General features: G+C 64.2%; 12 protein-coding genes. 6 read left to right on the forward strand and 6 right to left on the reverse strand.

Annotated features, from left to right (window positions below; genetic code table 11):
• Positions 1 to 10: 10 nt before the first annotated feature.
• Both BLR24_RS05315 and BLR24_RS05320 read right to left on the reverse strand, forming a co-directional pair.
• Complete coding sequence (locus BLR24_RS05315; protein WP_093013739.1) at positions 11 to 451, reverse strand: PaaI family thioesterase; 441 nt, start codon at positions 449 to 451, stop codon at positions 11 to 13.
• On the reverse strand, positions 448 to 1,170 hold the full coding sequence (locus tag BLR24_RS05320) for an IclR family transcriptional regulator (protein ID WP_254787176.1): 723 nt from the start codon (positions 1,168 to 1,170) through the stop codon (positions 448 to 450). The genes BLR24_RS05315 and BLR24_RS05320 overlap by 4 nt, the downstream gene beginning before the upstream one ends.
• Before the next feature lie 243 nt (positions 1,171 to 1,413).
• Between BLR24_RS05320 and BLR24_RS05325 the strand changes: the two genes are divergently transcribed.
• From BLR24_RS05325 to BLR24_RS05340, 4 genes are all read left to right on the forward strand, one after another.
• Positions 1,414 to 2,970: an acetate--CoA ligase gene (locus BLR24_RS05325; protein WP_093013745.1), complete on the forward strand. Its 1,557-nt coding sequence runs from the start codon at positions 1,414 to 1,416 to the stop codon at positions 2,968 to 2,970.
• Between the two features lie 37 nt (positions 2,971 to 3,007).
• Positions 3,008 to 4,150, forward strand: coding sequence for an FAS1-like dehydratase domain-containing protein (locus BLR24_RS05330; RefSeq protein WP_093013748.1), 1,143 nt, complete (start codon positions 3,008 to 3,010; stop codon positions 4,148 to 4,150).
• A 101-nt stretch (positions 4,151 to 4,251) separates the two neighbouring features.
• Positions 4,252 to 5,460, forward strand: a complete 1,209-nt coding sequence (locus tag BLR24_RS05335; protein WP_093013751.1) for a CaiB/BaiF CoA transferase family protein — start codon at positions 4,252 to 4,254, stop codon at positions 5,458 to 5,460.
• A 54-nt stretch (positions 5,461 to 5,514) separates the two neighbouring features.
• Positions 5,515 to 6,474 (forward strand): Bug family tripartite tricarboxylate transporter substrate binding protein, encoded by a 960-nt coding sequence (locus tag BLR24_RS05340; RefSeq protein ID WP_093013754.1) that lies wholly within the window; start codon positions 5,515 to 5,517, stop codon positions 6,472 to 6,474.
• Between the two features lie 12 nt (positions 6,475 to 6,486).
• Here BLR24_RS05340 and BLR24_RS05345 read toward each other — a convergent pair whose 3' ends face one another.
• The 4 genes from BLR24_RS05345 to BLR24_RS05360 are packed head-to-tail and all read right to left on the reverse strand — an operon-like array spanning position 6,487 to position 10,120.
• Complete coding sequence (locus BLR24_RS05345) at positions 6,487 to 6,987, reverse strand: Lrp/AsnC family transcriptional regulator (protein WP_093013757.1); 501 nt, start codon at positions 6,985 to 6,987, stop codon at positions 6,487 to 6,489.
• Positions 6,988 to 7,002: 15 nt separating this feature from the next.
• Entirely contained in the window at positions 7,003 to 8,355 is a 1,353-nt protein-coding gene (locus tag BLR24_RS05350; RefSeq protein ID WP_093013760.1) for an aspartate aminotransferase family protein, read from the reverse strand.
• Positions 8,352 to 9,416, reverse strand: coding sequence for a phosphotransferase (locus tag BLR24_RS05355; RefSeq protein ID WP_093013763.1), 1,065 nt, complete (start codon positions 9,414 to 9,416; stop codon positions 8,352 to 8,354). The genes BLR24_RS05350 and BLR24_RS05355 overlap by 4 nt, the downstream gene beginning before the upstream one ends.
• 38 nt (positions 9,417 to 9,454) lie before the next feature.
• On the reverse strand, positions 9,455 to 10,120 hold the full coding sequence (locus BLR24_RS05360) for a haloacid dehalogenase type II (RefSeq protein WP_093013766.1): 666 nt from the start codon (positions 10,118 to 10,120) through the stop codon (positions 9,455 to 9,457).
• Between the two features lie 193 nt (positions 10,121 to 10,313).
• Here BLR24_RS05360 and BLR24_RS05365 point away from each other — a divergent pair, with 193 nt between their 5' ends.
• On the forward strand, positions 10,314 to 11,639 hold the full coding sequence (locus BLR24_RS05365; RefSeq protein ID WP_093013769.1) for an NAD(P)/FAD-dependent oxidoreductase: 1,326 nt from the start codon (positions 10,314 to 10,316) through the stop codon (positions 11,637 to 11,639).
• Between the two features lie 168 nt (positions 11,640 to 11,807).
• A complete protein-coding gene (locus BLR24_RS05370) occupies positions 11,808 to 12,176 on the forward strand; it encodes a hypothetical protein (RefSeq protein ID WP_139188717.1) in 369 nt (122 codons plus the stop codon).
• Positions 12,177 to 12,279 lie beyond the last annotated feature (103 nt).

Below are 12,279 nucleotides of genomic sequence, written 5' to 3' on the forward strand. Positions count from 1 at the left end.
CTCGCTGGATTCAGCCCATGATCTTCTGCACGCTGGAACCCCGTAGCAACTCCGCGTCGCCGCAATTCAGCGCGGCTTCCACGAAGACCAGCGTGGATGTCACGCGTACAACGCTACCGCGTGCTTCGAGAAACTGTCCCTCGCGAGCCGCCGTGAGGAACTGTGTGTTGAGGTGAACCGTCACGCATGCGCGGCGGTCCACCGCTTCCCAGGCGACGGCGCTGACGACATGGTCGAAGAGGGCGCAGAGCACGCCCCCATGGACAAACCCCCCCGGATTCAAATGGTCCGGAGTCGCGAGGATGCCGTACGCCCATCCCTCTGCTTCCTTTCGGGTCCACAAGGGCCCCATGCGCTCTGCGAAGCCGCGAAGGGCGCGCTGCCGCCAGCCGGCGTCTTGCAATGCGGTGATCACACCATCGCGCTCGCCTGTGGGCTCGGCGCCGGTCATGACAATGCCTTTGCCTCTCGCACCAGGTCCACGGTCAGCGACTTGGTGCGCTCGCTCGTCAGCTGATCTGCCACACCGAGCGCGACCAGTGCGTGCGTCATGCGCTTCTGGGCGTCGAAGATCGGAACGGCAATCACCGTGATGCCGCTCATGTAGTTGCCGCGATCGATGGCGAATCCTTTGCGTTGCGCCGCACGCACTTCCTTCTTCCAGGTTTCAAGCTCGGGAGGGTTCTCCCAGGCCAGGGTCTTGAAACGGCGGGCCAACTCCGCATCCGACAGATCGGCGTAGGCGGAGACGAGTCGTCCCGTCGCGCTGGTGAGTGCAGGGAACCGACTGCCTACCTCCACATAGAGGCGAAAAGGGCCGCGCGAGCGAGCGAGCGAAAGCACCACAAGGTCGTCGACCCCGGAGACCTTGACGCCAATCGTGGTGACGTTCCACGCCTCGGACAGCCGATCGAGTGCGGCCTGGATGCGGGCTGGGAACGGATTGTTCTCAGCCATGCTGCGTGCCAGCGAGAGCACCCCGACGTCCAGGCTGTACCGCTTCGTTCCCGGCTCGACCTTGACCATGCCTTCGTCGACAAGGACACGCAGGATGTGCAGACACGTACTCGTTACCAGGTCGAGGCCTTCCGAAATCGACTTGAGCGTCAACGGTTCGGGGGACCTGGCCAGCAACTGAAGGATGGCCAGCGCGCGAGAAACCGCCGGCACGGGGCGAACGCGAGGCCCCTTGTTGGCAGGGGGAGGTACTGGAACAGCAGCAGGCATACGGGTAGAGGTCACAAGTTTTGCAAAGCATACGACGCTTTGCCCGGTGAACATTCCGCCGATTCCGACATGACTTCAAGGGGAGTTTCTGGCAGCAATTGTCCATAGACAATTCATAGACGCTATTGACAATTAATCGACCGGCGCGCAAAGTCTCTTCATCAGTAAGCAAGACGAGAGACGGCCATGACGAACCTGACGCACTACACCTCCTACGCGGATGCGCAAGCCCACTGCAGCGCGGCCGGCTTGTGGGAACTTTTCGATGGAGACGCGCAGGTCATGAACATTGCGCATGAGTGCATCGATCGCCATGTCGATGCGGGCGAGGCCGTCGTGCTCGTCCGGGCGTCGGGCGAGAACGAATCGATCAGCTTTCGGCAGATCTCCGAGGCCTCCTCGCGGTTCGCTCACTTTCTTGTCGGGGAGGGCGTGCAGGCGGGTGATCGCGTCGCCGTGATGCTCGAGCCTTCGCTGGCGTTCTACGTGGCGATCTTCGGCGCGATGAAGATGGGAGCCATTGCGGTCCCGATGTTCACGTTGTTTGGTCCGGATGGAATTCGCCTGCGGGTCCAAGACTGCAAGCCCCGCCTGGTCGTAACCAACACCGAAAAGTCGGAAGTCGTTCCCGCCAGCGACGACATGAAGGTGCTCGTGGCAGACGACGCATTCCTCGCTTCACTCGGCCGCTTCTCGCCCAACTTCCTGGTCAATACGCGAGCGGACGACCTCGCCATCTTTCAATACACATCCGGGACCACGAGGGAGTTGCCCGATGCGGTCAAGCACACGCATCGCGCCATCGTGACGCTGATGCTCGCGGCGCTGTATGGCACGGGCGTGAGGCCTGGCGACCGGTTCATGTGTCCGTCGTCGCCGGCGTGGGGCCATGGCCTCTGGCATGGGACTTTGGCACCGCTCGCCATGGGTGTCACGATTGGCGCCTATGCCGGCAAGTTCAGCGGCGAGCGGCTGTTGCAGGCCCTGGAGACGCATCGCTTCAACACCTTGTCGGCCGCGGCGACCCACTACCGGATGATGCGCAACTCGGGCGCGGCCTCGAAGTATCGCTACTTGCTCGAGAAGGTGTCCTTCACCGGCGAGCCGATCGACAGCGAGACCGCCTCGTTCATCGAGGCGACTTTCGGCCACAAGGCCTGCAGCATGTACGGCACGACCGAGATCGGTGTGTGCCTCGTGTCCTATCCCGGTGCACCGGACTTTCCCGTCAAGGCCGGCTCGCTCGGAAAGCCTATTCCAGGGCTTCGCGTCGAGGTGCAGGACACCGAAGGCAAGCCTTGCGCGCCCGGTGCAACCGGCGAGCTGAAGCTTTGGCGCCGCGGCGAATGGGTCGCGACGAAGGACCTGGGCCGGATCGACGAGGACGGCTACTTCTGGCACGGCGGCCGGGCCGACGACGTGATCATCTCGGCGGGCTGGACGATCGGCGCGGTCGAGGTCGAGGACGCCATCTTGAAGCACCCCGACGTCAAGGAGGCTGCGGCCATCGGCGTACCCGATGCCCTTCGCGGCCTGGTCGTCAAGGCCTTTGTTGTTTCGGATCGTCCAGCCGGAGAGAAATTCGTCGAGGAGATCCAGGACGCGGTCCGCACCCGGCTGAGCCAGCACGAATACCCGCGGCAGGTGAGCTTCGTCACAGAGCTGCCGAAGACGCCCGCCGGAAAGATCCACCGAAAAATGCTGCGCGAGCAAGAAGCCGCCAGCGTCGCAACCAGTTCCTGACCCACCCCTTCATTCCTTTCATTCAACAGGAGACGGCATGTCCACCACCACCACCGAAAGAACCTTCCCGAAGATCACTGAAAACGGCCTGGACGAGCTGCGCGAGCGCATCGGCCAGAAGATCGGCGCCACCGCCGAACCGTGGTGCTATGAAGCGACCCGCGACAACATCCGGCATTACGCGCACGGCATCGGCGACGACAACCCGCTCTGGTGCGATCCCGACTACGCGGCAAAGTCGAAATACGGCGGCATCATCGCGCTGCCGAGCTTCCTGTTCTCAACAAGCCGGATCGTCTCCGGGTATGTCGGCGGCCTGCCGGGTGTGCACGCCATGTGGTCGGGCGCGGACTGGGAGTGGCACAAGCCTGTCAATCGCAACGACACGATCCGTACCGAAGCCTATCTCAAGGATCTGGTCGTGCATCAGACCAAGTTCGCCGGCCGGGCGGTTCAACAGACCTACCACGTCGACTTCTTCAATCAGCACGGCGACAAGGTCGCCGAGGCGGACAGCTGGTGCTTCCGGACCGAGCGAGACCATGCGCGCGAGCAGGGAAGCAAGTACAAGGAAGTGCGTGCGAAGGCGCCGCGCCGCTATTCGACCGAAGAAATCCAGGAGGCCTACAGGCTCTACGCCAAGGAGGAGGTGCGCGGCAGCACGCCGCGCTACTGGGAGGACGTGAAGGAGGGCGAGGCGCTGCCAACCATGTTCAAGGGACCGATGACCGTCACGGGCTTCATCGCGTATGCCCAAGGATGGGGCGGGCTGTACATCCGCGCGAACAAGCTGGCGTGGAAGCTGATCGACGCTCACCCGGGTGTGGGCATCACGAATCGCTTTGGCATTCCCGATGTGCCGGAGCGCGTGCACTGGGAAGAGGACTTCGCACTGGAAGTCGGCGCGCCGGGTGCCTACGACTACGGCCCGGAACGCACCTCGTGGCTCACGCACCACCTGACCAATTGGGCAGGTGACGAAGGCTTCCTGCGCAAGGCGCATTGCAAGATCCGGCGGCACAACCCCGAGGGCGACATGCTGTTCATCAAGGGACACGTCAAGCGCAAATTCGTCGAGAACGGACGTCACCTGGTGGAGATTTCCCAGGAAGCCCACAACCAGGACGACGAGCTTTCCGTGCTCGGCTCCGGAGTGGTCGAGCTGCCCACGCGCGGCTGAGCCATCGCACCCCGCACGGGGTGCGGATGATTTGCAAAACGGGATCGCCCTGGCGGCTGGCTCACGTCAGTTCACCACGGCGGTGCCTCTCGAGATCGGCCATGCCAAATTCGTCAAAGCGAAGTGCCAATGGGCACGGCGCGCTAGCCGGGCTGCGCGTCATCGACCTGTCGAGGGTTCTGGCTGGACCCTTGTGCACCCAGATCCTTTCGGATCATGGCGCCGAAGTGATCAAGATCGAACCGCCAGCGGGCGACGAGACCCGCACACTCGGCCCGCCTTTCAACGAGGAGGGCGACGCGGCCTATTTCACGGCGGTGAACCGCGGCAAGCGCGGTATGGCAATGAACCTGGCCCATCCCGAAGGCCGCGAGACGCTGCTGCATCTCCTGAAGGATGCCGATGTGCTCGTCGAGAACTTCATCCCCGGCACGATGCAGCGGTGGGGGCTGGATTTCGAGGACGAATTGAAGCCTCGCTTTCCCGGCCTGATCTACTGCGCCATCTCGGGTTTTGGCGCAGACGGTCCCTTGGGTGGATTGCCGGGCTATGACGCGGTGCTGCAGGCGATGTGCGGCATCATGAGCGTCAACGGCGACCCGTCGTCGGGACCGACGCGTATGGGAATTCCCATCGTCGATCACTTGACGGGCTACAGCGCCCTCACGGGCATTCTGCTGGCGCTGCACCACCGTGATCGGACAGGCTCCGGTCAACGCGTCGAAGCCACGCTGTTCGACACTGCCCTGAGTTTGCTGGTGCCGCACGCGGCAAACTGGATGTACTCCGACGAGGTTCCGGGCCTGCTGGGCAGCGCGCACCCGAACATCGCTCCCTACGACAAGTTTCAGTGCCAGGACGGACTGGTCTTTCTCGGGATCCTCAACGACCGTCAGTTCGCGAAGTTCTGTACCGTCATGCGGCTCGAGGAGCTGATCGAAGACCCGCGCTTCGCGAGCAACTCTGCGAGGCTGCAGCACCGCGACGAGCTGCGAAGCCGCATCGAGCTTGTACTTTCAGGATGGCAGAGAGAGGCGGTGTGCAGCACGCTCATGCGAAGTGGCGTGCCGGTGGGACCGGTGCACACGGTGCTCGAGGCCTTCTCGCAACCGCATGCCGTGCACCGCAGCATGCAGGTGAAGCTCGATGGCTACCAAGGCATCGGTGTTCCCGTTCGCCTATCGCAAACACCCGGCCGGCCAACCGGGCGTCCTCCGCGCTTTGGACAACACGCGAGAGAAGTCCTCGGCGAGGCCGGATTTGATGAAGAACACATCAACCACTTGCAGGTAACCGGCGTCTGCCCGTAGCAGTGCCTCGAGGCAGGGCGAACAGCCCGCACAACAATATCTGGAGACTATGTCATGAAGCGCATCACTGGAATCTTGCTGGCCCTGCTGGCGTTCTCGAGCCATTCTGCTTTGGCTCAGACCTATCCCACCAAGCCGATACGCATCGTCGTTCCCTACCAGGCAGGGCAGGGGACCGACGTCGCAACGCGCTATCTGGCTGAGCATCTCGGTCGCGCGCTGGGGCAGCCTCTGGTCGTGGAGAACCGTGCGGGCGCGGGCGGCAACATTGGCACCGCGGAAGTTGCGCGAGCCGCTCCCGATGGCTACACCCTGCTCATGGGCACCAATGGCACGCATGTGCTGAATCAGTTCCTCTATCCCTCGATGCCATTCGATCCGGCAAAGGACTTCGAGCCGGTGGCGTTGATCAGCACGTTCCCCATGGTGATTCTTGCGAACCCCAACGCGCCGTACAAGACCATGGCGGATCTGCTGGCCGATGCGAAGGCGCGGCCTGATGCAATCAATGTCGGGCTCCCGAGCACGACTTCGCGCCTGGTGCAGGAACTCATCCAGAAGCAAAGTGGCGCTCTCATGCGGGCCGTGCCGTACAAAGGCTCTGGCACTTCGATGACCGATCTCATGGGCGGACAAGTGCTGGTGGCCATCGATACGGCGAGCGCGGCGCGGCCCTTTGTTGCCAGTGGCAAGCTGAAGGCGTTGGCGGTGACGTCCCTCAAGGAGTCGCCGCTTCTGCCAGGCACCCAGCCGGCAACGTCTCAAGGACTGGAGGGCTTCCAGGTCATTGCCTGGAACGGGCTCTATGCGCCCCATGGGACGCCTCCCGCCATTGTTCAAAAGCTCAACGCAGAGATTGCAAAAATCTTGGCACTGCCCGAGGCGCGACAGCGTCTCCTGGACCTCGGTCACGAGGCTGCGGGCGGAACGCCAGACAGTCTGGACCGCTTCGCGCGCAGCGAGCGTGACAAGTGGGGCCCTCTGATCAAGAGTGCCGGGATGAAGCTCGACTGAGGCACACAACCATCACTCCCATCGCTTTTGAGCTGCGATGATACCCAGCGGGTAGCCGCGGCGTCCCAGCGACTGGCGCAGGACGATGCGGCTGGCGAAGCGTTCAATGCCGATATCGTCTTCCAGCATCTTTTCCATCAGCGCCTGGAAATAGCCAACGCCGGGTGCCACGATCTTCAGCAGGTAGTCGTAGCCGCCGCTGACGTTGTACCACTCGACGATCTCCTCGTACTTCGAGGCGGCCTGCTCGAACTTGCGGAAATCATGCGGCCGGTGGCTGCTGATGGTGACCTCCGAGAACACGGTGACGTGATCCCCCAGCTTTTCCAGCGCGATGTCGGCGCCGTAGCCGCGGATCAGCCCGCACTCCTGTAGCCGCTTGGTGCGCAGCAGACACGGGCTGGGGCTGAGGCCGAGCGACGCCGCCAGATCGACGTTCGAGCAGCGTCCCTCGCGCTGTAGATGCACGAGGATCTTGAGGTCAAACCTGTCGAACGGAACTGCCGAGCTCATGGCGTCATGGTACGGTCAAGTCCGCGGCATGCGCTGCGCCTCGGCAAGCGATTCATCGAGCGCTTCGATCACCATGCCGGCCTGCTCCGCCGACAGCACCAGCGGCGGACGGATCTTGAGCACGTTGTGCCCCTGGGCGCAGGCGCTGAGCAGCACGCCCTTGTCGCGCATCAGGTTGACCACCTTGCTGGTGAGGCCGCGGTCCGGCGCCCGTGTCGTCCGGTCCGACACGAGCTCCACGCCGACGAAGAGCCCGGCCCCCCGCACATCGCCAACGGCCTCGTGCTTTGCGGCGAGCCCGGCGATGCCGTCGAGCAGCACCTTGCCGACCTTGGCGGCGTGCGGCACCAACCGTTCCCGCTCGATGGTCTCCAGCACTGCCAGGGCCGCTGCACACGAGACCGTATTGCCCGCGAAGGTGTTGAAGTAGCGGGAGTGCTTGCCGAATTCCGCCAGGGCGTCGGCCGTCGCGAGGAGGCCTGCGATCGGCTGGCCGTTGCCCATCGGCTTGCCCAGGGTGACGATGTCGGGAACGAGGCCGTGGCGCTGGAAGCCCCACATGTGCTCCCCGGTGCGGCCGAAGCCGGGCTGCACCTCGTCGGCGATGAACAGGCCGCCGGCGCGCTTGATCGCTTCGACCGCCCCCTTCAGGAAGCCCGCAGGCTCGGGCAGGATGCCGTCGCTCGTGAAAAGCGAATCGACGATCAAGGCTGCCGGCTTGATGCCGTGGCGCTGCAGGTCGGCAATCGCTGCTTCCACGTCGCGCGTGAAGCGCTCGCCAAGGTCGACGCCTTCGGCGTGGTACTGGCGCGGCGCCGGCACCAGACGGACGTGCGGGCCGAGGTCGACGGTCACGCCCAGCGACGGCGAGAACTGCGACACGGCGTCGGTGATGCCGTGGTAGGCCGTGTCGGTGACGATCACCCCTGTGCCGCCGGTGCGTACCTTGGCGATGCGATAGGCCAGGTCGTTGGCCTCGCTGCCGGTGCAGGTCAGCATCAGGTGGGCCAAGTCGGTGCCGGGCACGCTGGCGATCAGACGTTCGGCCAGCTCGAGGATGGTGTCGTGGAGGTAGCGCGTGTTGGTCGCGAGCGTCTGCACCTGGCGGCAGATCGCCTCGGTCACCGCGGGGTGGCAGTGGCCGAGCGAGGTCACGTTGTTGTAGACGTCGAGGTAGCGGCGGCCTTCGGGGTCCAGCAGCCACACGCCGTCGCCGCGCACGATGTGCAACGGGTGTTCGTACATCAGCCGGTAGGCCGGGCCGAGCAGCGCATTGCGCCGCGCGATCATGGCCTCGGTGGCGGGCCCGACGTTGGCGCGGCCGGGGATGTAGGCGTTGACCATGTTGAAGTCAGCGGTGGTTTTCATGAGGAAGCTCCGTTTCGTTTTGGGGTCAACAAGCGGCTGCGCGCTTCGTGGCGGGAGAGGTCTGCCAGCTGCGACAGCGCCTCCCAGGCCGCGGGGTTGTGACGCATGATGTAGGCGCGGTTCTCGGGATAGCGCAGGGCGCGCCACTCCGAGATCAACGCCGTGATGAGGTGGCGCGTCGCCATCAGGTCGGCGACGATGTCCTGCTCCGGATCGGTCAGCGGCAGAACGGCCTGGTAGGCGCTGACGAATTGCGCCGCTCCCTCGAACGGGTCGGCACTGCCAGTCATGTGGAAGGCGGCAGCCGTCGCCACCTCGCCGACCAGTGGCGCATGGAGCATGTCGCCGAAGTCGATGATGCCGGTGATGCGCGCCGGGTCGTCCGGCGCCACCAGCACGTTGTAGAGGTGATAGTCGTTGTGAATCACCTGCGCGCGGAGCGACGCAAGGCGGGGCAGCACGTGGTCAGTGAAGCGCGCCATGAACAACTGGGCCAGTGCGCGGCGCGGTCCTTCGACCAGGCTGTCGAGCTGCACGGTGAGGCGGTGCGCGGCAGACACGTTCCACAGCAGATCGTGCTTGGCCGCGGGGTGCGTGAAGCCCTGCAGGGCCAGGTTCAATTCGGCCAGTCCCTTGCCCATTGCCACGCGCTGCGCGGCTGTGCGCGGTGTCTCCCGGATCTGGATGCCCTCCAGGTAGGTGAGCATGCGCACGGTGGTCGAGGCGCCGTCAGCCAACGTCACGGTGTCGCGCGTGCGGCCGTCCAGCGTCCGTACGACGCGGGGCACCGGCTGGCTGGGCGACGTGCGGGCGATGTGCTCAAGGGCCGCGATCTGGAAATCGACCAGCGCCACCGGCTCTGACGGGTTGCTGATCTTGAACACGTAGCGCGTGCCATCGGTGGACTCCACAGCGCAATTCTGGTCGCGCTCGCTGGCCAGCGACTTCACACGGCCGTCGATGCCGTAGAGGCGCGCCACCAGTGCCTGCACCTCGGCTGGCGCGAGGTTGGGCGCTGCGGTGCTCAGCGCGGCAACCTCGCTCGGGCGTTCGTCAGGCATCGCCCTCTGAGGTCCCGGTCGGGGGTCAGGGCTGAACATCAGAGTCCGAGCAGTGCGGGAAGCTGACGAACGTCGGTCAGGCGGCTCACGCCATATTCGGTCGACGTAGGCTCGTGACCCCGGTCGATGAAGGCCTTGGCCATGAAGCCCAGGTCGGACGCCGTCATCAGGTCGTATCGGAAGCTCGACGAGACATGCATCATCTGATCGGGCCTGCAGCCGAGCCGGTCGAACATGTACTCGAAGGCTTGCATGCGCGGCTTGTACGCGCGCGCTTCCTCGGCGGTGTAGACCGCGTGGAACGGCGCCTTGAGGTGCGCGACGCTGTGAGGGATGAGGTCGACCATCGAGTTCGACAGGATCACCAGCGGCACGTGCGGCGCGATTGCCTCCAGCACTTCAACCACGTTCGGGTGCGGCTGCCAGGTCGGCACGGCGTTGTACAGAGAGGCTGCATCCGATGCCAGGCATTCGACGCCGTGCGCCTTGCAGGCACGCTGGATGGCGTTCTCCACCACGTCGTAGAAAGGCTTCCATTCGCCCAACACCTCATCGAGGCGATAGGCTTTGAAACTGTTCAGGAACGCCGGCATCCGGTCGGCCGAGACGCGGTCCTTGAACAGGACTTTTGCCGTGGGGCCCATCTCGAAGTTGATGAGCGTGCCATAGCAATCGAAGCTGATGAATTTGGGTTTGAAGATCATGGTAGACCTGCTGCGTTGAGGTGAAACAAGTCTAGGACTGCCCCCATTGCAGGAGATGCCATATCGCTGCGGATCCCGAGCAGTTTCTTTGTCAATCCGCAGGGGGCTGGCATTTTTGAGTGGTGCTTTTGTCGACCGTGAACCATCTGGGCCGCGTTGCCGCCGATACTTGCTGAACGATCGGACTTCAGCCATGTCACAGCCACTGCGCCTCGTCGAGACTTCGCCCAACCTGCCGGCCAGTGCCGACGTCGTCGTGATCGGCGGCGGAATCATCGGTGTGTTTACCGCGTACTACCTGGCCCGACGGGGATTGTCGGTCGCCGTGGTTGAAAAGGGCCGCATCGGCGCCGAGCAATCGAGCCGCAACTGGGGCTGGTGCCGCCAGCAGAATCGCGACGCCCGCGAACTGCCGATGGCCACGAAGAGCCTGGAGCTGTGGGAGCAGTTTGCCGCGGATACGGGTGAAGACACGGGCTTCAACCGCCACGGGTTGCTCTACCTGAGCGACGACGACGACGAAATCGCCCGCTGGGCCCGCTGGCGCGATTTCGCGAAGACGGCGGGCGTGACCACGCACATGCTGAGCGGCCGGCAGGCCTCGCAGCGGGGTCAGGCGACCGGCCGCGCATGGAGGGGCGGCGTGTTCTCGCCCACCGACGGCACTGCCGATCCCGCCAAGGCGGCGCCCGCCGTGGCAGCTGCGTTGATGAAGCTGGGCGGCAGCGTCCACCAAAACTGCGCAGCACGGGGCATCGAGCTTGAGGGCGGCCGGGTCAGCGGCGTGATCACCGAAGCGGGGACCATCAAGACCCGCACTGCTGTTCTCGCAGGGGGTGCGTGGGCGTCATCGTTCTGCCACCAGCTCGGCGTGCAGTTCCCGCTCGCCACGGTGCGCCAATCCATCGTGCGCGTGTCCCCGCTCGAACAGCGCCTGCCGGACGCCCTGGCGGGCCCGCGTGTCGCCGTTACCCGGCGCCCCGATAACAGCTACATCCTGGCCATCAGCGGCCGTGGGCGCGTGGACCCGACGCCGCAGCTGATGCGCTTCGCGCCGCAGTTCTTGCCTATGTTCGCCAAGCGCTGGCGCAATGTGTTTCCCGGCGGCCTGGAAGGCATTCGCTGGGGTCATGAAACCCGCGCGCGATGGAAGCTGGACGCGCCCACGCCCATGGAGCGGGCGCGCATCCTCGATCCCAAGCCCGACCCCGCGAGCGTGCGCGAGACCCACCGCCGTGCCGTCGACTTGTTGCCTGCACTTGGCAAGGCTCCCATTGCCAGTACCTGGGCGGGCTACATCGACAGCACGCCCGACGGCGTCCCCGGTGTCGGAGAAGTGCCGGGGGTGCCCGGATTCATCCTTGCCGCGGGCTTTTCCGGGCACGGCTTCGGCATCGGTCCAGGCGCCGGCCACCTGATCGCCGACCTGGTCACCGGCGCAGCACCGATCTTCGATGCCGCGCCGTTCCGGCCGGACCGGTTCAACAAGTCGGCGTGGGGCAAGGTGGCTGATTTTTAGAGGCTGCAGGGCACCTTGCGGTTCACCGGATGCGCCGCAAGATTTCATTCGGAGTTCATCAAGCTCGAACCAACCCGCGATAGCCTGCGGCAGCAATTTCGCCCTTTGCACGGAGGCTCAAACCAAATGGCACAAACTCGGCAAGTTGACGGCTACCGAACGCCGATCTTGGCACGCCTGCTGGAGCCCCTTTGCGTGGCGATCTCTTGGTTCGCTCTGATCCTCGCGGCACCGATTTTTGTCATCGCGTGTTTTGATGCCACGCACCTGACGCACCGAATCAGCCCCTCCGATCAAGATCACATCGAGGTCGTGTCCCGTTACGCACGGACTTTCATCGATCAGAACAAAAGGCTCCCGGACCACGACGAGTACCAAAATTGGGTAGTCGCCACTGACCAACAGCAAGGGACATGTCTCGATGGCCGTTTGGGCGAGGCATGGCTCGAAGGAGTTGCCTTTGCAGGATTGCTGGCCATCGCCGTCTTCTTCAGGTGGGCTGCCAGTGTCAAGCGGAGGTCTCCGCAATTTGAATGACTTTTTCAGAGATGCTGCTATGTCTCTTGTGGGTCCGAAGCTCCAAGGCCGTGACCGGCTACAGTCGGCCACAACCAGACATTCAAAGATAAGCGCTGAAGAG

Source organism: Variovorax sp. OV700 (assembly GCF_900099805.1).
Lineage (GTDB): Bacteria > Pseudomonadota > Gammaproteobacteria > Burkholderiales > Burkholderiaceae_C > Variovorax.